Genomic DNA, 19,543 nt, shown 5'->3' with positions numbered 1-19,543 from the left:
GGGCTCAATCCCGGCAGTCCGGCCTGCCTGGTCAGGCGGTCGGTTCCTCGTCGTCCTCCTCGTCGGAGTCGGCGAGCACGGGGGAGCCGTGGTGGGACCAGAGCTTCCAGCCCTCCGATGTGCGCCGGAACACATTGGTGGCGACGACGAGCTGGCCGACGAGCGGACCCAGCGAGTTTCCCTCCTCGGCCGGACCGCCGCTGAGGATGTTCTCGGTGCAGGTGACCAGAGCCGTGTCACCGGTCATCGACACCCCGACGTCGGTCAGGAAGAACTGGATGTACTCGGTGTTCGCCATGATCAGGGCGTAACTCCGCAGCACCTCGCCCCGGCCGGTGAGCACCGGCCAGCCGGGGTGGACGCAGGACACGGTGAGGTCCTCGCCGGGGAGCCAGAGGCCGGAGAGCTCGTCGAGGTCTCCGCGTTCCATCGCCTCGTAGAAGGCGGTGTTCGCCTGCTCGACCGCCGCGATGTCGGCGGCCGCCTCCTCGTGCTCGTCGCGCGGGGCGCTCACGCCGCTCCCTCGACGGCACGGGCGACCCGGACCGCGTCCGCGGTCGGGCGTACGGCGTGCACCCGGACGGCCCAGGCGCCCGCGGCTGCCGAGAGGGCGGAGACCGCGGCCGTCGCGGCGTCGCGTTCACGGGCGGGCGGCGGGGCGGCGCCGTCGGCCGCCAGGACGTGGCCGAGGAACCTCTTGCGGGAGGCGGCGACGAGCAGCGGCCTGCCGAGGTCGCGCAGACGGTCCAGGTGTGCGACGAGAGCCAGGTCCTGGGCGGCGTCCTTGGCGAAGCCGAGCCCCGGGTCGATCACCAGCCTCGCGGGATCCACGCCGCCCCCGATCACGGCCTCCATCCGCTGCCCGAGCTCGGCGACGACCTCGCCGACGACGTCCTCGTAGACGGCACGGCTGTTCATGGACTCGCTGAAGCCCCGCCAGTGCATGACGACGAACGGAACCTCGGCGGCGGCCACGACCGGGATCATGTCCGGGTCGGCGAGTCCGCCGCTCACGTCGTTGACCAGGACGGCCCCGGCTGCGACGGACTGCTCGGCGACGCGCGCCCGCATGGTGTCCACCGAGATGGTGACGCCCTCGGAGGCCAGGCCCCGCACCACGGGAATGACCCGGCGCAGTTCCTCCTCCTCGTCCACCCTGCTCGCGCCCGGCCGGGTCGACTCGCCGCCGACGTCGATCAGGTCAGCCCCCTCGGCCGCCAGTTCGAGGCCGTGCTTGATCGCCGCCGTGGTGTCGAACCAGTGGCCTCCGTCGGAGAAGGAGTCGGGCGTCACATTGACGACGCCCATGACCGCGCAGCGGTCCCACTCCGGCAGACCCCGCACCGTTCCCCGTCCTCGCAACGTACTCATGCGACCAGCCTAAGCGCCGGTCGGCGGTCCCCGGCGGGCGCGCGACGGGGCCCGCGCCTCCGCCGGCGGGCGGGTGCGGTCCAAGGCGCCGGGCGCGTCCGGCATTCGGTGGCCTCCCCCGGGCGGGTCGCCGACGACGGCGCACCGGACGGGCCGCCCCGGTTCGGACGGGTTGCGGAACCGGCACGGGCGGCCGGCGGGGGCGCGCGGCCTCCCGGCAGCGGGGTCCGGCGGTGACTTCCGGCGGCGCTTCCCCCGCGGGAGGGAGGTCCTGCCCGCGGGGCGGTGCCTCACACGGAGCTCACCCCGGTGACGGAATCGACGGCGATCCCGGCGCGCGGTACGTCCTGGGCGTCCGCGCCGATCGAGCGGCGCAGCGCCTCGTGGAGCCGGGCAGGTGTCAGCACGCCGAGGAAGCGGCCGGTGCCCTCCTCGTCGGTGACGGCGATCCATCCCGCGTCGTGCTGGAGCATGGTGGCGAAGGCCTGCTTGAGGGGCGCGCCCAGCGGAAGCCATGCCTCCATGCGGCGCGCGTGGTCCCTGACCGTTCCCCCCGCCCCCTCCGTGCCACCCGCCGGGATCCAGCCGTGCAGGGTGTCCTGGGCGTCGAGGACGACCGCCCAGCGCGCTCCGGCGGCCTTCAGCCGCGCCGTCGCCTCCGGCAGCGGATCGTCGAGGTGCACGACCGGCGGCTGGTCCAGGTCGCTCTCCTCGACGGGCGTGACCGAGAGGCGCTTCAAGCCGCGGTCCGCCCCGACGAAGTCGGCCACGTAGGGGGTGGACGGGGCGCCGAGCACCGTGGCCGGGGTGTCGAACTGCTCGACACGGCCCTGTCCGTACACGGCGATCCGGTCGCCGAGCCGGACCGCCTCCTCGATGTCGTGGGTGACGAAGAGGACGGTCTTGCGGACCTGTGCCTGAAGTCTCAGGAATTCGTTCTGCAGCCTTTCCCGGACGACCGGGTCGACAGCGCCGAAAGGCTCGTCCATCAGCAGGACCGGCGGGTCCGCGGCCAGTGCCCTTGCCACGCCGACGCGTTGGCGCTGACCACCGGAGAGCTGTTCCGGATAACGGTCCCCGTGGACGGACGGGTCGAGTCCCACGAGGTCCAGGAGCTCGGCGGCGCGCCTGCGTCCCTTTTCCCTTCCCCATCCCAGGAGATGGGGAACGGTGGCGGTGTTCTCCAGCACCGTCTTGTGCGGGAAGAGGCCGACCTGCTGGATCACATAGCCGATGCGGCGGCGCAGCCGGACGGGATCGACGGTCGATATGTCCTCGCCGTCGAGGAATATCCGTCCCTCGGTCGGTTCGGTCAGCCGGTTCACCATTTTCATGGTGGTGGTCTTGCCGCATCCGGAAGGCCCGACGAGCGTGACCAGTTCACCCTCGGCGACCTCGAAGGAAAGGTCGTCGACGGCGGTGGTGCCGTCCGCGTACCGCTTGGTGACGTGCTCGAATCGGATCATGATTCCCCATTGTGGCGCGGGTCCTGTGAAGGCCATGTTGCCGGAACACGACAGCCTCGGCGATTGTCGGTGGTCGGGGATAGGGTCACCAACGACCGGACACGGTACGGAATCACGAGGGCAGCAGGGGGTGGGGGCGGATGGCCGATCGGAACTGCCTGGTGACGAACGACTGGATCTGCGGCGAGTATCTGCGCTCCCGCAGCCACGAGTTGACCGATGCGACGCTCCAGCACATCTGGATCACCGCGGTATCGGTGCTGATCGGGCTCGCGGTCGCCTTTCCGCTCGCTCTGCTCGCGCGCCGCGGAAGGCATTTCGCGGGCCCGGTGCTGGGGCTGACCACGGTGCTCTACACCGTGCCGTCGCTCGCCATGTTCTCGTTGCTCCTCCCGCTCTTCGGGCTGTCGGCCGCGCTCGTGGTCACCGGGCTCGTGCTCTACTCGCTGACGATCCTCGTGCGCAACATCCTCGCCGGGCTCGAAGCGGTCCCGCAGGAGGCGAGGGAAGCGGCGCGCGGCATGGGATACGGGCCCGTCCGCCTGCTGTTCGAGGTCGAACTGCCCCTCTCCCTGCCCGCACTGATGGCCGGGCTGCGCATCGCCACGGTGTCCACGGTCGCGCTGACGACCGTGGGCTCCCTCGTCGGCAAGGGCGGTCTCGGCAACCTCATCGAGGACGCGCTGCCCAGCCTCTTCAAGGCACAGGTGCTCACCGCGTCCGTCCTCTGCGTGCTGCTCGCGGTGGCCGCGGACCTGCTCCTGCTCGGCGTGCAACGCCTGCTCACGCCCTGGACCCGGATACGGAGGCCCGCCGGGGCCGCTGCCGGGGCGGGCATCGCGAAGACGGAGGCCGGCTGATCCATGGGAGTCGTCGAAGAGGCGTGGGTCTGGCTCACGACCGGGGCCAACTGGTCGGGGGAGGGCGGTGCGGCGCACCGGCTCGCCGAGCACCTGTACGTGAGCGGGATCGCCCTCGCGGCGGCGTGTGTGCTCGCGCTGCCCGTCGCCCTGTACCTGGGGCACGTGGGCAAGGGCGGCGGGCTCGCCGTCAACATCTCCAACGTGGGCCGGGCGGTGCCGGTCTTCGCGGTTCTCGCCCTCTTCATGCTGACGCCCTTGCGGAACTCCGGCTATCTGCCCACGGTCATCGCGCTGGTGCTCTTCGCCGTACCCCCGCTGCTGACCAACGCCTACGTCGGGATGACGGAGGTGGACCGGTCGGTGCTGGAGGCGGCACGGGGCATGGGGATGTCCGGGGGGCAGCTGTTCCTCCGGGTCGAACTCCCCCTCGCCTACCCCATGATCATGACCGGGCTGAGGTCGGCGGCGGTCCAGGTGATCGCCACTGCCTCGATCGCGGCGATGGTCGGCCTCGGCGGACTGGGCCGGATCATCACCGCCGGGTTCAACACCTACGACACGGCGCAGGTCTTCGCGGGCGCCGTCCTCGTCGCCCTCCTGGCCCTGGTGGTGGAGGGCGTGCTCGTGGTGCTCGACCGGCTGCTGTCGCCCCTGCGCCGCCGCCGGACCACCTGAGCGGCCCATCTCGGACTGTGCACACCATCATTCGCGGACGGAGAACAACATGAGCAGGACCTCGCGCATAGCGGGAGCGGTCATCGGCGCGGTCGCGCTGGCAGGGTCGCTCGCCGCCTGCGGCGGCGACAGCCTGGAGAAGGAGGGCGGTTCGGGCAAGGGCTCCGACGCCGGCGCCGGGAAGGGCTCGCTCGTGGTGGGTGCCGCCGGCTTCACGGAGTCCAAGGTGCTCGCCGAGTTGTACGCCCAGGTCCTGGGCGACGCCGGATACGACACCTCGGTCACCACGGTGAAGAACCGCGAACTCTACGAACCCTCCCTGGAGAAGGGGGAGATCGACGTCGTCCCGGAATACGCGGCCACGCTCGCGGAATTCCTCAACGCCAAGGTCAACGGCGCCCAGGAGGCGGAGAAGAAGCCGGTCGCCTCGGGCGATGTGACCGCCACGGTGGCCGCTCTGGAGAAGCTCGCCACCCCGCTCGGTCTGAAGGTCCTCCCGGCGGGCGAGGCGGTCGACCAGAACGCCTTCGCGGTGTCGAAGGAATTCGCCGACAAGAACAGCCTCCGCACGCTTTCCGATCTCGGCGCGTCGAAGATCAAGGTGAAGATCGCGGCGGGCGACGAGTGCGAGGTGCGCCCCTTCTGCGCGCCCGGGCTGAAGAAGACCTACGGCATCGACGTCACGGGCATCGACCCCAAGGGGGTCGGCACACCCCAGTCCAAGCAGGCGGTCAAGGACGGCAAGGACCAACTGGTCCTCACGACCACCACGGACGCGGTCCTCGACTCCTACGGGCTGGTGTTCCTGGAGGACGACAAGAAGCTGCAGAACGCGGACAACGTCCTTCCGGTTCTCAATGCGAAGGACGCGGGCTCTCCGGAGATCGCCGAAGCGCTCGGGAAGCTCACCGGAGTTCTCACCACCGAGGACCTGGCGGAACTCAACCGCAAGGTCGATGCCGAGCGTGCCAAGCCCGCGGACGCGGCCGCCGACTATCTCCGCTCCAAGGGGCTGATCAAGAAGTAGGAAAGGCGTGGTCGAGCGTCGGCGGGGAGGCCGCCGGGAGCCGGACAGGTAACCGGCGGGGAACAGATTGCCGGGTGGCCTCCCAACCGACTCGTACGCACGGTAAATTTCGAGCCATGCCACGAGGACGCCACCGCCATTCGCCGCCCCTTCACAGAATCCTGCCCCCCGCCGTGCTGGCCGGGGCGCCGGTGGTCTGTGCCGCCGGGGCCTGGCTCCTCGCGGAACCCGTCGCGCTGCGCGCCCTGGTGGCCGTGACGGCGGCAGCCGCCGTCACCGGCGCCTGCATGATGCGGGCCTGGGACCGGGCCGCGGGGCTGCGCGTCGCGGAGCTGACCCGCGCCCGGGCCGGCGACGAGTGGAAGGCGGAGGAGCGCATAGCCGAGCTCGAGGGAGACCTCGAGGAGTCCAGGGAACTGCGCACCCGGCTGGAGACCAAGCTGCGTCGCAAGCGGGTCGAACTGGCCGGTCTGCGGGGCGAACACGCGGCGCTGCTGCGCCGGTACGCCACCGCCGAGACGGAGCGGGCCAGTGCCCTGGAGGGCCGCAGACAGCTCGCCATCGAGGCGTCCGCGCCGCGCGAGCTGATGCCCGCGACGTCCACACCGACTCCCGGCGCGTACGCGCGCGCCGCCCAGGCGCTCCAGGACCTGACGCGCAACGCAGCCCTCCAGGAGGCGCGCCGCACCGCCGAGCTGGCCAGGAGCCGGGACATCGCCGAACGGTCGGCGGAGCGGGACACGGAGGCCGGCGGCCCCCGGGGAAAGCACGCGGCGGCCGGCGGAGCGGGTGACCTCCAGCACCGCCGCCCTCAGGCAGCCCTCCCCGCGGCACAGCCGTCCTCCGCCCCCGTGAGGTCTCCACGCGCCGCGCAGGCCGCGTCCGCGGTCGTCCCGTACGCGGCTGCCCGCAGGCACCTGGTGCCCCAGGGGAGCTTCGACTTCTTCGGCACCCAGAAGGCGAACGCCGCGATCGAGTCCGTGCAGAACGAGGACCTCGCCGACGTGGTGGGCGAGGAGGCGCTGGCGGCGCACCGCACGGGCGCGGCCGACAACAAGGCGGTCGGCAAGGTCATCGACCTGACCGCGCACGACGAGACCGAGCAGCTGGACGTCGTGCAGCTGCGGAGCGCGATCTCGTCCTGACCGCGGCGGGCCCGCCCCGGCGGGCGGTGCCGGGCTACTTGTCGATGTCGCCGACGACGAAGAACAGAGAGCCCAGGATGGCCACCATGTCGGCGACGAGCGTGCCGGGCAGCAGCTCGGTGAGCGCCTGGATGTTGTTGAACGAGGCGGAACGCAGCTTCAGCCGGTACGGGGTCTTCTCGCCCGTGGACACCAGGTAGTAGCCGTTGACGCCCAGCGGGTTCTCGGTCCAGGCGTAGGTGTGGCCCTCCGGCGCCTTCAGTACCTTGGGCAGCCGCTGGTTGATGGGGCCGGGCGGAAGCTCCGCCATCCGGTCGAGGCACGCGTCGGCCAGGTCGAGGGCGTTGTGCGTCTGCTCCAGCAGGCACTCGAAGCGGGCCAGGCAGTCGCCCTCGGTCCGGGTGACGACCTTCAGGGTGTCCCGCAGTTCCCCGTACGCGAGGTACGGCTCGTCGCGCCGCAGGTCGAAGTCGACCCCGGAGGCGCGGGCGATCGGTCCGGACACCCCGTAGGAGTGCACCGCCGCGGCGGACAGCACGCCCACCCCGCGGGTCCGGCCCCGGAAGATCTCGTTTCCGAGCACCAGCCGGTCGTACACGTCCATCCGTGAACGCACGGACGCCACGGCGTCCCTGGCCCGGCCGAGCCAGCCGGCCGGGAGGTCCTCCTTGAGGCCGCCGACCCGGTTGAACATGTAGTGCATCCGGCCGCCGGAGACCTCCTCCATCGCGGCCTGGAGCTCCTCGCGCTCACGGAACGCGTGGAACATCGGGGTGATCCCGCCGAGTTCGAGCGGGTACGAACCGAGGAACATCAGATGGTTCAGGACCCGGTTGAGCTCCGCGAGCAGCGTCCGCGTCCAGACGGCGCGTTCGGGGACCTCCATGCCGAGCATCCGCTCGACGGCCATCACGACCCCGAGCTCGTTGGAGAACGCCGACAGCCAGTCGTGGCGGTTGGCGAGCATGATGATCTGCCGGTAGTCACGGGCCTCGAAGAGCTTCTCCGCGCCCCGGTGCATGTAGCCGATGACAGGCTCGGCCCGCTGGATGCGCTCACCGTCCAGGACGAGCCGCAGCCGGAGCACCCCGTGGGTGGAGGGATGCTGCGGACCGATGTTCAGCACCATGTCGGTGCTCTCCGCCGCGCCGCCGATGCCGATCGTCGTCTCCGTCATGCGGGACAGTATCCCTCCTCGCGTCCGGGCACCCGCCGGCGCAGCCAGCCGAAATCGCCCAGCCCGCCGCGTGCCGTGAGCTCGGCGGCCTCACCGGCGGACGCGAGCGCGCGCACGTAGCCGGCCGGGTCGGCCGACGCCCTTGCCAGCGGCGGCCGTTCGCCGCTGACGCCCAGCTCCCTCAGCGCGGTCCGCTGATCGGTGAGCTCGGCCCCGCCCCCCACGGCGGCCGCGCAGGCGTCCAGTGCGACGTGGGAGGTCAGATCGCAGCTCCCGTCGGGCACGGGCGCCACCTCGCGCCCGTCACGGAACCCGGTGAGGGTCCCGAACGGCGGCCTCGCGTCCCGTACATGGGCGTAGTCGACGGCCACGGCCGTCCCCGCGGCCAGCGTGGACACGGCCGAGGCCCAGGCCTCGTCCCGGGGCCTGCCGATCTCCGCCCGCTCTCCCGGGCGGTTCAGCGGCCACCAGCGGCTGAGCCACCGGGCGTCCTCGCCGGTCACCGGATCGCCCAGCCGCTCCGCGCCGTCGGCCGTCCGTACGAGGACGTAGCGCGGCACCCCGTCCGCGTCCGCCTCGGCGATGTCGGTGGGGACGTTGTCCAGCCACTCGTTGGCGAAGAGGAGCCCGCGGACCCCCCGGGGCGGCTCGGAGAGCCATTCGACGGCCGGGTCAAGACCCGGGGGCCGGGGGGCGATCTCCACGGCGCAGGCCCGCACGGTCAGACCGGGGGCCGGATCCTCCTCCCGCAGCGCGGCCAGCACCCCGGTCAGCAGTTCGCCGCGCCCCGCTCCCATGTCCACCAGCGCGACCGAGTCGGTGTCGAGCTCCCGGGCCGTCTGGGCAAGGAGGCGGGCCACGGCGCCGGCGAACAGCGGCGAGGCGTGGACCGAGGTACGGAAGTGGCCGGCCGGGCCCTCCGGGCGCCGGTAGAACCCCGCCTCCCCGTAGAGAGCCGTCTCGGAGGCCTCCCGCCAGCGGCACCAGTCATACGTCACGTAGGCAAGTCTCCACCTTGGGGAGTAGGGTCCCGGAACCCGGATCGGCCCTCCGGCTGACCCCGGCACCGATCAGCTGTCCCTACGCTGGGTGACGTGCAGCGCTTCTACGAGTTCATCCGCAGACACCCGACGGGCGTCGACACCCTCTGGGCTGTCCTGCTCCTCGGGGTCTCCGGCGTGTCCATCGTGGCGGACCAGGAGAGCAGCGGCAGCGAGCGCGTGGCGGCCGTGCCGATCGCCGTGGGGCTCTGCACCGTGGTCGCGCTGCGCCGCCGGGCGCCGGAGCGGATGCTGCTGCTCGCGATCCTGATGGGGCTCGCCCAGCTGGCCTTCGGGGTGCGGCCCCGGGTGCCCGACTTCGCCATGCTGGTGATCACGTACACGGTGGCCACGGTCGGGGAGCGCCGGGCCGCGCGGCTCGCCCTCGGATGCGCCCTGACCGCCGCCGGGCTGTCGCGGCTGCGCTGGCCCGACGAGGCGCCCACGGGCGGCTGGGTGCAGACGACCGGTTACGTCGTCATCATGACCGTGCCGTTCGTCCTCGCCTGGGTGCTGGGCGATTCGATACGCACCCGGCGGGCCTACTTCAGCCAGCTCGAGGAGCGGGCCGCCCGGCTGGAGCGGGAGCGTGAGGCGCAGTCGAAGGTGGCCGTCGCCGCGGAGCGCGCCCGTATCGCCCGTGAACTCCACGACGTCGTGGCGCACAACGTCTCGGTGATGGTGGTCCAGGCGGACGGCGCCGCATATGTCATGGACTCGTCCCCCGATCAGGCCCGGCAGGCCCTGGAGACCATCTCCGGAACCGGCCGCCAGGCGCTCGCCGAGATGCGGCGGCTGCTCGGGGTGCTGCGCACCGGGGACACGGAGGAGAGCGGGGAGTACGTCCCCCAGCCCGACGTCGAGCAGATCCAGGAACTCGTCGGCAAGGTCCGGGAGACGGGTCTCGCGGTCGACTTCAAGATCGAGGGGACTCCGCGGCCCCTGCCCAGCGGGGTCGAACTGACGGCGTACCGCATCGTCCAGGAGGCGCTCACCAACACCCGCAAGCACGGCGGCCCGGACGCCGGGGCGAGCGTGCGGCTGGTCTACTTCGACGACGGACTCGGGCTGCTCGTCGAGGACGACGGGCGCGGAGCGCCGCACGAGCTCTACGAGGACGGCGGGGCGGACGGCGCGGGCCAGGGGATGATCGGCATGCGCGAGCGCGTCGGTATGGTCGGCGGGACCCTGGACGCCGGACCGCGTCAGGGCGGCGGCTTCCGGATCAGCGCGCTGCTCCCGCTCAAGCCGGCCGGTCCGTGAGTGCCGGCCTCTCGAACAGACGGCAGGCCGGGACAGTGGCAGAAGGACGGGGAACCCCATGACCATCCGCGTGATGCTCGTCGACGACCAGGTGCTCCTGCGCACCGGCTTCCGGATGGTGCTCGCCGCCCAGCCGGACATGGAGGTCGTCGCGGAGGCCGGTGACGGCGCCGAGGCGATCGAGGCCCTGGCGTCCACCGCCGTCGACGTCGTCCTGATGGATGTGCGCATGCCGCGTCTGGACGGCGTCGAGGCGACCCGGCGCATCCGGGCGCGGACCGATCCGCCCAAGGTGCTGATCCTGACCACCTTCGACCTGGACGAGTACGCCTTCTCCGGGCTCAAGGCCGGGGCCAGCGGATTCATGCTCAAGGACGTGCCGCCCGGCGAACTGCTCTCCGCCATCCGGTCCGTGCACAGCGGGGACGCGGTGGTGGCGCCCTCCACGACCCGCCGGCTGCTCGACCGGTTCTCACCGATGCTCCCGAGCGGCAAGGAGGAGCCCCGGCTGGGGCACGTCGGAAAGCTGACCGAGCGGGAGCGCGAGGTGATGCTGCTGGTCGCGCAGGGCCTCTCGAACGGCGAGATCGCGGGACGTCTGGTGCTGTCCGAGGCGACCGTGAAGACGCACGTCGGCCGCATCCTGACCAAACTCGCCCTGCGGGACCGCGTCCAGGTGGTCGTCCTCGCGTACGAGACCGGGCTCGTCCGGGCGGGCGGCGGGGCCGTCTGACCGCGGCAGCCCCCCGATCCGGATCAACGGGCCGTTCGGCGGCGGCATCAGGCACATCCGCCTGGACCGAGGCGGCCACCGCCGGCGGGAGGATCCCCGGAACCGTCCCGCTCCGGCCGAACCGCCGCGCGGGTGGTTCCGAGCGCGGGCGTGCGTGGCGCGCCGGGGTCAGGCTGGAGCCATGGACAGCGTTCAGCAGCACATGCTCGACAGTGTGCGCGCCGCTCAGCACGGCGAAGGGCCGCCCCCGCACCCCGGAACCCACGACCGCGAGATCCTGAGCCTGATCCGGCGGCGGGTACGCGCCTGGACGGCCGCGCACCGGCCGCCCCTCCCCTGAGGGCCCGGTGACCCGCGCGCTACGGCAGCCGCGCCACGAACCCCGCCACCGCCTCCTCCACGTCGGCGGCCGTCCACTCCAGTCCCGGAGCCGCCACGGTGACCTCGGTGTACGAGAGTCCGGGCGGCCCGGACGGTGCCGCGGACCAGCGGCGGAAGAGCGTCACGCCCGTCTCCTCGGCCTGCCTCACCGATGCCTCGTCCAGTACGGCGGCGCCGTAGGGCAGCCAGACCTGGAACTGGTGGGTGTGCGGCGGCTCGGGGTGCACGCGGAACCAGGGCACCGCGGAACCGGTGAAGCCTTCCGCGAGAGCGGAGGCGACCACCTTCGCGTGGGCCACGTACGACGGCAGCCTGGGGAGTTCGCGCTCCAGGCCCAACAGGGCGGAGAGCGCGGCCGGATACTGCTGGAAGACCTGCCCGCCGTAACGGTGGCGCCAGGTGCGCGCCTCGTCGACGAGGGATTCCGGGCCTGCCAGTACCGCGCCGGACAGCCCGTCGAGGGACTTGTAGAAGGAGACGTAGACGCTGTCCGCGAGGGCGGCGATCTCAGGGAGACCGCGTCCGAGATGGGAGGCGCACTCCCAGAGCCGCGCGCCGTCGAAGTGCACCACCGCGTCCCGCTCCCGTGCGGCGGCCGTGGACGCCTCCAGCTCCTCCCAGGACGGCAGGACGAAGCCCGCGTCCCGCAGCGGGAGTTCCACCATCAGGGTGCCGAAGGGCTCGGGGAAGTCCCGGATCTCGTCCGCCGTGGCCTGGCGGGGCGCGGTCGTGGGATACACGGTGCGCAGCCCGCTCACCTCGGAGAGAGCGGACCGCTCGTGCACCTCCGGGTGGGAGAGCGGGTGCAGGGCCACGGCCGGGTCCTTGGTACGGCCTGCCCAGCAGCGCAGCGCGACCTGCTGGGCCATCGTGCCCGTCGGGAAGAAGGCGGCCGCCTCCATGCCGAGGAGGGCGGCGGTACGCCGCTCGACCTCGGCGACGACGCCGTCGCCGTACACATCCGTCCACTCGTCCAGGTCGTGCACCGTCCCCGCGTCGGCGGCCAGCGCGGCGAGCCGGGTGGCCAGGGTGTGGTCGGCCGAAGCCCTGGCCAGCACCCTGGTGGACCGCTGCCAGGCGCTCAGCCTGCGGTGACGTCGTTTCTGTTCGTCCGTGTCTCCCATGGGACGATCATCGCCCGGGCCGTCGCCGCCGCCCACCCCGGGCTCCCTCTCCGTCAAAAGTTATCCACAGGGTGTGGATGATCTGGGGGTGTGCCGAAACGCTGGCGTAGCATGCAGAGAAATCGTCCGGTACCCCCCGCGGACTGGAACGGAAGGCCATCGCCGCGTGAACGCATCAGTTTCGAAGGAAGCCCTCGACGCGAGGGACCGTCCCGCCCGCCTCACCGTGGGAGTCGTCGGCGCGGGACGGGTCGGCCCCGCCCTCGCCGCCTCGCTGGCGCTGGCCGGGCACCGGCCGGTCGCCGTGTCGGGCGTCTCGGACGCGTCCGTGCGCCGGGCCGCCGCCCTGCTCCCCGACGTCCCCCTCGTACCCCCCGCCGAGGTCCTCGCGCGCGCCGAACTCGTGCTCCTGACCGTCCCCGACGACGCGCTGCCCGGTCTGGTCGAGGGCCTCGCCGAGACCGGTGCGGTCCGGCCGGGCCAGCTCCTCGTCCACACCTCCGGCCGGTACGGGACGAAGGTGCTCGACCCCGCTCTGCGGGCCGGGGCCCTCCCGCTCGCGCTGCATCCCGCGATGACCTTCACCGGCACCTCCGTCGACGTCCAACGGCTCGCGGGCTGCTCCTTCGGTGTCACCGCCCCCGAGGAGCTGAGGCTCGCCGCCGAGGCGCTCGTCATCGAGATGGGCGGCGAGCCCGAGTGGATCGCCGAGGAGTCCCGCCCGCTCTACCACGCGGCTCTGGCGCTCGGGGCGAACCACCTGGTCACCCTGGTCGCGCAGTCCATGGAGCTGCTCCGCACCGCGGGTGTCGGCGCGCCCGACCGGATGCTCGGGCCCCTGCTGGGGGCGGCGCTCGACAACGCCCTGCGTTCGGGGGACGCCGCGCTGACCGGCCCCGTCGCCAGGGGCGACGCGGGTACGGTCTCCGCCCACATCCGGGAGTTGCGGGCGCACGCCCCGCAGACGGTCGCCGGCTATCTCGCGATGGCCCGCGCCACGGCCGACCGGGCACTCGACCACGGCCTGCTCAAGCCCGAGTCCGCGGAGGACCTCCTCGGCGTGCTCGCCGACGGCGGCGCCGCGAACGGAACGAACGGAACACACGGCCCGGACGGTTCGGGGCCTGGGGAGAAGCGATGAACACCGCACCCGCGACCCTGCTGCGCTCGACCGCGGAACTGGAGGCCCTCGGCCGGGCGGACGGGGCGGTCCGCGCCGTCGTGATGACGATGGGCGCGCTCCACGACGGCCACGCCACGCTGATCCGCGCGGCGCGTGCCGCAGCCGGCCCCGAGGGGCAGGTCGTCGTCACGGTCTTCGTCAACCCGCTGCAGTTCGGTGAGGCCGCCGACCTCGACAGGTACCCGCGGACCCTGGACGCCGATCTCGCCGTGGCCTCCGCGGCGGGTGCGGACGCCGTCTTCGCCCCCTCCGTCGAGGAGGTCTACCCCGGCGGCGAGCCCCAGGTCAGGATCACAGCCGGACCCATGGGCGAACGGCTGGAAGGCGCCTCCCGCCCGGGCCACTTCGACGGGATGCTCACCGTCGTCGCGAAGCTCCTGCACCTGACCCGGCCCGACGCCGCGTTCTTCGGGCAGAAGGACGCCCAGCAGCTGGCCCTGGTCCGAAGGATGGTCCGCGACCTCGACTTCGGCATCGACATCGTCGGCGTACCGACCGTCCGGGACCCGGACGGCCTCGCGCTCTCCAGCCGTAACCGGTTCCTCTCCCCCGAGGAGCGGCGTACGGCACTCGCCCTGCCCCGGGCCCTGTTCGCCGCCCGTGACCGGCTCGTCGCCCAGCAGACGCTGCACGCCCGCGCCCGCACGCTCCCGGAGCGCGACGGCCGGGCTGCCGCTCTCACCCGGCTGGGAGAGGCCCGAGCCGCCGCCGACTCCCAGGCCGTCGCCCTGGCCAGGCCGACGGTCGCGCCCTCCGCGGTCCTGGCCGCGGCCCGAGCCGTGCTCGACGAGGCGGCCGGCGAAGAGGTGCCGCTCACCCTCGACTACGTCGCACTCGTGGACCCGGCGGACTTCGCGGCGGTCCCGGACGACCGTGTCAGCGGGGACGTCGTCCTCGCCGTCGCGGCGCGGGTGGGAGACACCCGCCTGATCGACAACATCCCGCTGACGCTCGGAGCGCTGACATGACCGGAATACGGCTGACCGCCCCCGCCCCCGGCTGGGCCATCGACGCCGACGTCGTCGTGGTCGGCTCCGGCGTGGCCGGTCTCACCACCGCTCTGCGCTGCGCCGCCGCCGGACTCGCGACCGTCGTCGTCACCAAGGCCCGCCTCGACGACGGATCCACCCGCTGGGCGCAGGGCGGCATCGCCGCCGCCCTCGGGGAGGGCGACACCCCGGGACAGCACCTCGACGACACCCTGGTCGCCGGGGCGGGCCTGTGCGACGAGGCGGCGGTGCGCACCCTGGTCACGGAAGGGCCCGACGCCGTACGCCGCCTGATCGAAACCGGCGCGCACTTCGACACCACGGACACCGGGGACATCGCCCTGACCCGGGAGGGCGGTCACCACCGCCGTCGGATCGCGCACGCGGGCGGGGACGCGACGGGCGCCGAGATCTCCAGGGCCCTCGTCGAGGCCGTCCGCTCCGCCGCGCTGCGCACCATCGAGAACGCCCTGGTCCTGGACCTGATCACGGACGAGGACGGCCGGACGGCGGGCGTCACCCTCCACGTCATGGGCGAGGGCCAGCACGACGGCGTCGGCGCGGTGCGCGCCCCCGCGGTGGTGCTCGCCACGGGCGGCATGGGGCAGGTCTTCTCCGCCACCACCAACCCGTCCGTCTCCACGGGCGACGGGGTGGCCGTCGCCCTGCGGGCCGGCGCGGAGGTGTCCGACCTCGAGTTCGTGCAGTTCCACCCGACCGTCCTCTTCCTCGGCGCGGACTCCGAGGGCCAGCAGCCGCTGGTCTCCGAGGCGGTGCGCGGCGAGGGCGCCCATCTCGTCGACGCGTCCGGCACGCGCTTCATGCTCGGGCAGCACGAGCTGGCGGAGCTCGCCCCGCGCGACATCGTCGCCAAGGCCATCACCCGTCAGACGCACCTCCAGGGCACCGAGCACATGTACCTCGACGCCCGTCACTTCGGCGCCACGATGTGGGAGCGGCGTTTCCCGACGATCCTCGCCGCCTGCCGCGCCCACGGCATCGACCCGGTGTCGGAGCCGATCCCGGTGGCCCCGGCCGCCCACTACGCCTCGGGCGGTGTGCGGACGGACCTGCGCGGCCGCACCACGGTGCCGGGCCTGTACGCCTGCGGTGAGGTCGCCTGCACCGGGGTGCACGGGGCGAACCGGCTGGCGTCCAACTCCCTCCTGGAGGGCCTGGTGTTCGCCGAGCGGATCGCGGCCGACATCGTCGAGGGCCCGCGCCCGGCCACCTCGCGGACCGGTCCCGTGCCGGCTGCCGGGACGGGCACCGTCCCGCTCCTCGCGGCGGAGTCGCGGACGGCGATCCAGCGGATCATGAGCAGGGGCGCCGGGGTCATCCGCACCGCCGGCAGCCTCGCCACCGCCGCCGCCGAACTGGAGGCGCTGCAGCGCGCCGCCGCCGAGGACGGCGACCCCAAGGACGCCGTGCCCGGGGTGGAGTCGTGGGAGGCGACCAACCTCCTGCTCGTCTCCCGGGTCCTGGTCGCCGCGGCCAGGGAACGCGAGGAGACCCGCGGCTGCCACTGGCGTGAGGACCGGCCCGACCGCGACGACGCCGCCTGGCGCCGCCACCTCGTCGTACACCTGGGCGCCGACCGGCAGCCGGTCGTCCGCGCCACGGACGGCGCCGCGTTCCCGCCCGTACGGTCCGCGGACCCCGCAGTCGTGGGGCCCGCGGACACCGAACCGCCCGCCCGCCTTCGCACCGACCCCGCCGAGGAGCAGTGACCGTGAGCACGCCCGAAGAGAATCCGCGCCCCACACCCGTGGACGTCCCGCTGATCCACATCGGCGCCCCCGCCGAGCCCGGGGGCTGCGGCGACGGCTGCGGCTGCGGTGACGGATACGACCCCGACGGACTGGAGTGCGGCCTGGATCCCGCCCTCGCCCAGCTCCTCGCCGAGGCCGGGCTGGACCCCGTCCAGGTCGAGGACATCGCCCATGTCGCCATCGAGGAGGACCTCGACGGCGGCGAGGACGTCACCACCGTGGCGACCGTCCCCGAGGACGCCGTCGGGACCGGTGACTTCACCGCCCGTGAGGCGGGCGTGGTCGCCGGCCTGCGGATCGCGGAGGCGGTCCTCTCGATCGTCTGCACCGACGAGTTCGAGGTCGAGCGCCACGTCGAGGACGGCGACCGCGTCGTCGCCGGCCAGAAGCTCCTCACGGTCACCACCCGCACGCGCGACCTGCTCACCGGGGAGCGCAGCGCGCTCAACCTGCTCTGCCGGCTCTCCGGGATCGCCACGGCGACCCGCGCCTGGGCGGACGTCCTGGAGGGCACGAAGGCCGCGGTCCGCGACACCCGCAAGACCACCCCGGGGCTGCGCGCGCTGGAGAAGTACGCGGTGCGCTGCGGCGGAGGGGTCAACCACCGCATGTCGCTGGTGGACGCCGCGCTGGTCAAGGACAACCACGTGATCGCGGCCGGCGGTGTGGCCGAGGCGTTCCAGCGGGTCAGGAAGGCATTCCCCGAGCTCGCGATCGAGGTCGAGGTCGACACCATGGAGCAGGTCACCGAGGTGCTCGACGCCGGGGCGGACCTGATCCTGCTGGACAACTTCACCCCCTCCGAGACCGCGGAGGCGGTCGCTCTCGTCGGCGGCCGGGCGATGCTCGAGTCCTCGGGCCGGCTCACCCTCGACTCCGCGCGCGCCTACGCCGAGGCGGGCGTCGACTACCTGGCCGTCGGCGCGCTCACGCACTCCTCGCCGATCCTCGACATCGGCCTGGACTTCAGGGACGCGGCGGCGACCGACGGGGCAGACGCCTGATGCTGCTCACCATCGACGTGGGCAACTCCCACACCGTCCTCGGACTGTTCGACGGCGAGGAGATCGTCGAGCACTGGCGGATCTCCACGGACTCCCGCCGTACCGCCGACGAGCTCGCCGTCCTGCTCCAGGGCCTGATGGGCATGCACCCGCTGCTCGGCGTCGAACTCGGCGACGGCATCGAGGGGATCGCGATCTGCTCGACCGTCCCCGCCGTGCTGCACGAGCTCCGCGAGGTCACCCGCCGCTACTACGGCGACGTGCCCGCGGTCCTGGTGGAGCCGGGCGTCAAGACCGGTGTGCCGGTCCTGATGGACAACCCGAAGGAGGTCGGCGCCGACCGCATCGTCAACGCGGTCGCCGCCGTGGAGCTCTACGGCGGCCCGGCGATCGTCGTCGACCTGGGCACCGCCACCACGTTCGACGCCGTGTCGGCACGGGGCGAGTACGCGGGCGGGGTGATCGCGCCCGGTATCGAGATCTCGGTGGAGGCCCTCGGCGCGAAGGGGGCCCAGCTCCGGAAGATCGAGCTCGCGCGGCCCCGGAGCGTGATCGGCAAGAACACCGTCGAGGCCATGCAGTCCGGGATCGTGTACGGCTTCGCCGGGCAGATCGACGGTGTGGTCGAGCGCATGAAGAAGGAGCTGGCGGCCGACCCGGACGAGGTCACCGTCATCGCGACCGGGGGCCTTGCTCCGATGGTGTTGAAGGACTCGACCGTCATCGACGAGCACGAGCCCTGGCTGACGCTCATCGGACTGCGTCTCGTGTACGAGCGCAACATCGCCCGGATGTAGTCCGTGCCCGTGCGACCTGCGGGAACGACCGGCGGCGCGGCACCCTACGCCGCGCCGCCCGGCGGTTAGTTAAGCCGATTTTGTCCATTTAGCACGTATTGTCGCTCCATGCCCACGCCCTACGGATCACGCGGCGGCATGGCGTTCAGTGCGGACGAGCTCCGGGTGCTCCGACGTGCTCTCGCCAACGCCCTCCACCCCACGCCCCTGCCGGACGAGGACGTCCAGGACTGCCTCCGGCTCGCCGAGGCGGTGGACGAGGCGGCGAGAGAGGCCGGCCGGCTGCGCGCCTTCCTCCTCGCCGATCTCGCCCGCTACCGCGACGCCCTGCCGGGTTCCCTCAGCGGTTATCTCGAACTGCTCCAGGACGCTCTCGCGGCCGGGTACGACCCCCGGCCCGACGACCTCGCGGCGCTCCGCGCACTGCGGGGCGGTCCGGTCGCGGCAGCGCTGCTGGAGCGCTGCCAGGTGCTCGCGGAGCGCTCCGTGCGGGCGCGCCTCGCCGGGCGTACCGCGCAGGTCGCGCCCCCCGCGCCGCGCGGCAGGCTGCTCGCCCTGCCCGGCGGCCTCGCGGCGGCCGAGGAGCCCGAACGGCCGCGGACGCCGCAGCCGGCCCGCCCGGCGGCTCCGGGGGAGCGCCCGGCGCCCAAGCCGTCGGAGGTCTTCCCGCCTCGCCGCAGGCCCGCCCCCGCACCCTCTCCCCAGGAGGAGCGCGCCGTGTCCTGAGCGCGTCCGGAGCGCGCCGTGCCCGGGCACGGCGCGCTCCACCCGCTCGATGCCCGGAATGCCTGGCTCGCTACTCTGGACGGCATGGACTACGTATCCGCGCTCGTTCCCCCCGTGGTGATGGCCGTGTTCTTCATCGGCCTCGTCAGGACGATCATCAAGAGCCAGGGCGGCCCGAACAAGGCCAAGGAGGACGCCGCCGTCGACGCGGCGCTCGCCCGCGCCGAGTCGGCCCGCCAGGCTCCGCGGCCCGAGGGCGTCTGACCCGGACCAGCACGAAGGGCGCACGGCTCCTGGGAGCCGTGCGCCCTTTTGCGGTGCCGGAATTATCCCATTCCAGACATCTAGCACTAGGGTGATGGTGTGCCCCGCCAATTGGGAGAGCTGGAAGACACCGTGATGACACGGGTCTGGCAATGGAACCGCCCGGTCACCGTGCGGGAAGTTCTCGAGGACCTTCAACAGGAACGGTCCATCGCGTACACGACCGTCATGACGGTAATGGACAATCTCCATCAGAAGGGCTGGGTCCGCCGGGAAGTGGATGGCCGGGCTTATCGATATACGGCCGTCTCCACCCGCGCGGCATACGCGGCCGCACTGATGAACGAAGCCTGGGCGCAGAGCGACAACCCGGCGGCCGCGCTGGTCGCCTTCTTCGGCATGATGTCCGAGGATCAGCGCGAGGCGCTGCGCGATGCGATGAAGGTCGTGGCGCCCACCGTCCCCGAACCCTCCGGGAGTCGTCCGGACGGCGGGGCGGCGGCCGATGAGGCGCCGTCGGACGGCGGGCGATAGCGTCGGGGG

21 protein-coding genes are annotated in these 19,543 nt (G+C 72.8%); 15 read left to right on the top strand and 6 right to left on the bottom strand.

The window, feature by feature from the left end; genetic code table 11:
- Positions 1–31: 31 nt before the first annotated feature.
- From ACFXOA_RS23635 to ACFXOA_RS23625, 3 genes are all read right to left on the bottom strand, one after another.
- On the bottom strand, positions 32–514 hold the full coding sequence (locus ACFXOA_RS23635) for a nuclear transport factor 2 family protein (RefSeq protein ID WP_385031967.1): 483 nt from the start codon (positions 512–514) through the stop codon (positions 32–34).
- Positions 511–1,308 (bottom strand): dihydropteroate synthase, encoded by a 798-nt coding sequence (gene folP, locus ACFXOA_RS23630; RefSeq protein ID WP_385032073.1) that lies wholly within the window; start codon positions 1,306–1,308, stop codon positions 511–513. The genes ACFXOA_RS23635 and folP overlap by 4 nt, the downstream gene beginning before the upstream one ends.
- A gap of 353 nt (positions 1,309–1,661) precedes the next feature.
- Positions 1,662–2,837, bottom strand: a complete 1,176-nt coding sequence (locus ACFXOA_RS23625; RefSeq protein ID WP_385031964.1) for an ABC transporter ATP-binding protein — start codon at positions 2,835–2,837, stop codon at positions 1,662–1,664.
- A 140-nt stretch (positions 2,838–2,977) separates the two neighbouring features.
- Between ACFXOA_RS23625 and ACFXOA_RS23620 the strand changes: the two genes are divergently transcribed.
- The 4 genes from ACFXOA_RS23620 (at position 2,978) to ACFXOA_RS23605 (ending at position 6,547) form a co-directional block, all read left to right on the top strand.
- Positions 2,978–3,697: an ABC transporter permease gene (locus ACFXOA_RS23620; protein WP_385031961.1), complete on the top strand. Its 720-nt coding sequence runs from the start codon at positions 2,978–2,980 to the stop codon at positions 3,695–3,697.
- A gap of 3 nt (positions 3,698–3,700) precedes the next feature.
- The gene (locus tag ACFXOA_RS23615) at positions 3,701–4,375 is read left to right on the top strand and encodes an ABC transporter permease (protein ID WP_385031958.1); all 675 of its coding nucleotides are present in this window, start codon (positions 3,701–3,703) and stop codon (positions 4,373–4,375) included.
- Positions 4,376–4,424: 49 nt separating this feature from the next.
- Positions 4,425–5,402: a glycine betaine ABC transporter substrate-binding protein gene (locus ACFXOA_RS23610; protein WP_385031955.1), complete on the top strand. Its 978-nt coding sequence runs from the start codon at positions 4,425–4,427 to the stop codon at positions 5,400–5,402.
- Between the two features lie 116 nt (positions 5,403–5,518).
- A complete protein-coding gene (locus tag ACFXOA_RS23605) occupies positions 5,519–6,547 on the top strand; it encodes a hypothetical protein (protein ID WP_385031952.1) in 1,029 nt (342 codons plus the stop codon).
- A 34-nt stretch (positions 6,548–6,581) separates the two neighbouring features.
- Here ACFXOA_RS23605 and ACFXOA_RS23600 read toward each other — a convergent pair whose 3' ends face one another.
- Together ACFXOA_RS23600 and ACFXOA_RS23595 are read right to left on the bottom strand one after the other, a co-directional pair.
- Complete coding sequence (locus ACFXOA_RS23600) at positions 6,582–7,724, bottom strand: NADH-quinone oxidoreductase subunit D (RefSeq protein WP_385031949.1); 1,143 nt, start codon at positions 7,722–7,724, stop codon at positions 6,582–6,584.
- Positions 7,721–8,722 (bottom strand): SAM-dependent methyltransferase, encoded by a 1,002-nt coding sequence (locus tag ACFXOA_RS23595; RefSeq protein ID WP_385031946.1) that lies wholly within the window; start codon positions 8,720–8,722, stop codon positions 7,721–7,723. The genes ACFXOA_RS23600 and ACFXOA_RS23595 overlap by 4 nt, the downstream gene beginning before the upstream one ends.
- Positions 8,723–8,818: 96 nt before the next feature.
- Here ACFXOA_RS23595 and ACFXOA_RS23590 point away from each other — a divergent pair, with 96 nt between their 5' ends.
- The 3 genes from ACFXOA_RS23590 (at position 8,819) to ACFXOA_RS23580 (ending at position 11,100) form a co-directional block, all read left to right on the top strand.
- The gene (locus ACFXOA_RS23590; RefSeq protein ID WP_385031943.1) at positions 8,819–10,027 is read left to right on the top strand and encodes a sensor histidine kinase; all 1,209 of its coding nucleotides are present in this window, start codon (positions 8,819–8,821) and stop codon (positions 10,025–10,027) included.
- Positions 10,028–10,085: 58 nt separating this feature from the next.
- Positions 10,086–10,760: a response regulator gene (locus ACFXOA_RS23585; protein WP_385031939.1), complete on the top strand. Its 675-nt coding sequence runs from the start codon at positions 10,086–10,088 to the stop codon at positions 10,758–10,760.
- A 181-nt stretch (positions 10,761–10,941) separates the two neighbouring features.
- Positions 10,942–11,100, top strand: coding sequence for a hypothetical protein (locus ACFXOA_RS23580; RefSeq protein ID WP_362546477.1), 159 nt, complete (start codon positions 10,942–10,944; stop codon positions 11,098–11,100).
- Positions 11,101–11,119: 19 nt separating this feature from the next.
- Here ACFXOA_RS23580 and ACFXOA_RS23575 read toward each other — a convergent pair whose 3' ends face one another.
- Positions 11,120–12,265, bottom strand: coding sequence for a threonine aldolase family protein (locus tag ACFXOA_RS23575; RefSeq protein ID WP_385031935.1), 1,146 nt, complete (start codon positions 12,263–12,265; stop codon positions 11,120–11,122).
- 166 nt (positions 12,266–12,431) lie between these two features.
- On the opposite strand from ACFXOA_RS23575, the gene ACFXOA_RS23570 reads away from it, so the two are divergent.
- The 8 genes from ACFXOA_RS23570 to ACFXOA_RS23535 all read left to right on the top strand — a co-directional run bounded on the left by ACFXOA_RS23570 (position 12,432) and on the right by ACFXOA_RS23535 (position 19,534).
- Entirely contained in the window at positions 12,432–13,406 is a 975-nt protein-coding gene (locus ACFXOA_RS23570) for a Rossmann-like and DUF2520 domain-containing protein (protein ID WP_385031932.1), read from the top strand.
- The gene (gene panC / locus ACFXOA_RS23565; RefSeq protein ID WP_385031929.1) at positions 13,403–14,416 is read left to right on the top strand and encodes a pantoate--beta-alanine ligase; all 1,014 of its coding nucleotides are present in this window, start codon (positions 13,403–13,405) and stop codon (positions 14,414–14,416) included. The genes ACFXOA_RS23570 and panC overlap by 4 nt, the downstream gene beginning before the upstream one ends.
- Complete coding sequence (locus tag ACFXOA_RS23560; RefSeq protein ID WP_385031926.1) at positions 14,413–16,167, top strand: L-aspartate oxidase; 1,755 nt, start codon at positions 14,413–14,415, stop codon at positions 16,165–16,167. The genes panC and ACFXOA_RS23560 overlap by 4 nt, the downstream gene beginning before the upstream one ends.
- Before the next feature lie 2 nt (positions 16,168–16,169).
- Complete coding sequence (gene nadC, locus ACFXOA_RS23555) at positions 16,170–17,213, top strand: carboxylating nicotinate-nucleotide diphosphorylase (protein ID WP_385031923.1); 1,044 nt, start codon at positions 16,170–16,172, stop codon at positions 17,211–17,213.
- The gene (locus ACFXOA_RS23550; RefSeq protein ID WP_385031920.1) at positions 17,213–18,010 is read left to right on the top strand and encodes a type III pantothenate kinase; all 798 of its coding nucleotides are present in this window, start codon (positions 17,213–17,215) and stop codon (positions 18,008–18,010) included. Before nadC ends, ACFXOA_RS23550 begins: the two co-directional genes overlap by 1 nt.
- A gap of 138 nt (positions 18,011–18,148) precedes the next feature.
- A complete protein-coding gene (locus ACFXOA_RS23545; RefSeq protein ID WP_385032070.1) occupies positions 18,149–18,736 on the top strand; it encodes a hypothetical protein in 588 nt (195 codons plus the stop codon).
- An 84-nt stretch (positions 18,737–18,820) separates the two neighbouring features.
- Entirely contained in the window at positions 18,821–19,000 is a 180-nt protein-coding gene (locus ACFXOA_RS23540) for a hypothetical protein (protein WP_099173596.1), read from the top strand.
- Between the two features lie 99 nt (positions 19,001–19,099).
- A complete protein-coding gene (locus ACFXOA_RS23535; RefSeq protein ID WP_385031916.1) occupies positions 19,100–19,534 on the top strand; it encodes a BlaI/MecI/CopY family transcriptional regulator in 435 nt (144 codons plus the stop codon).
- The last annotated feature ends 9 nt before the right edge of the window (positions 19,535–19,543 follow it).

The organism is Streptomyces sp. NPDC059166 (assembly GCF_042755185.1).
Lineage (GTDB): Bacteria > Actinomycetota > Actinomycetes > Streptomycetales > Streptomycetaceae > Streptomyces.
The sequence above is the reverse complement of the archived record's forward strand: the minus strand, read 5'-3'. Positions and strand labels throughout refer to the sequence as shown.

Bases quoted from the DNA above. Each gene is read 5' to 3' on its own strand.
- folP (WP_385032073.1), bottom strand. From the start codon at position 1,308: ATGGGCGTCGTCAATGTGACGCCCGACTCCTTCTCCGACGGAGGCCAC.
- ACFXOA_RS23625 (WP_385031964.1), bottom strand. From the start codon at position 2,837: ATGATCCGATTCGAGCACGTCACCAAGCGGTACGCGGACGGCACCACC.
- ACFXOA_RS23620 (WP_385031961.1), top strand. From the start codon at position 2,978: ATGGCCGATCGGAACTGCCTGGTGACGAACGACTGGATCTGCGGCGAG.
- ACFXOA_RS23615 (WP_385031958.1), top strand. From the start codon at position 3,701: ATGGGAGTCGTCGAAGAGGCGTGGGTCTGGCTCACGACCGGGGCCAAC.
- ACFXOA_RS23610 (WP_385031955.1), top strand. From the start codon at position 4,425: ATGAGCAGGACCTCGCGCATAGCGGGAGCGGTCATCGGCGCGGTCGCG.
- ACFXOA_RS23605 (WP_385031952.1), top strand. From the start codon at position 5,519: ATGCCACGAGGACGCCACCGCCATTCGCCGCCCCTTCACAGAATCCTG.
- ACFXOA_RS23600 (WP_385031949.1), bottom strand. From the start codon at position 7,724: ATGACGGAGACGACGATCGGCATCGGCGGCGCGGCGGAGAGCACCGAC.
- ACFXOA_RS23585 (WP_385031939.1), top strand. From the start codon at position 10,086: ATGACCATCCGCGTGATGCTCGTCGACGACCAGGTGCTCCTGCGCACC.
- ACFXOA_RS23580 (WP_362546477.1), top strand. From the start codon at position 10,942: ATGGACAGCGTTCAGCAGCACATGCTCGACAGTGTGCGCGCCGCTCAG.
- ACFXOA_RS23575 (WP_385031935.1), bottom strand. From the start codon at position 12,265: ATGGGAGACACGGACGAACAGAAACGACGTCACCGCAGGCTGAGCGCC.
- panC (WP_385031929.1), top strand. From the start codon at position 13,403: ATGAACACCGCACCCGCGACCCTGCTGCGCTCGACCGCGGAACTGGAG.
- ACFXOA_RS23560 (WP_385031926.1), top strand. From the start codon at position 14,413: ATGACCGGAATACGGCTGACCGCCCCCGCCCCCGGCTGGGCCATCGAC.
- ACFXOA_RS23550 (WP_385031920.1), top strand. From the start codon at position 17,213: ATGCTGCTCACCATCGACGTGGGCAACTCCCACACCGTCCTCGGACTG.
- ACFXOA_RS23545 (WP_385032070.1), top strand. From the start codon at position 18,149: ATGGCGTTCAGTGCGGACGAGCTCCGGGTGCTCCGACGTGCTCTCGCC.
- ACFXOA_RS23540 (WP_099173596.1), top strand. From the start codon at position 18,821: ATGGACTACGTATCCGCGCTCGTTCCCCCCGTGGTGATGGCCGTGTTC.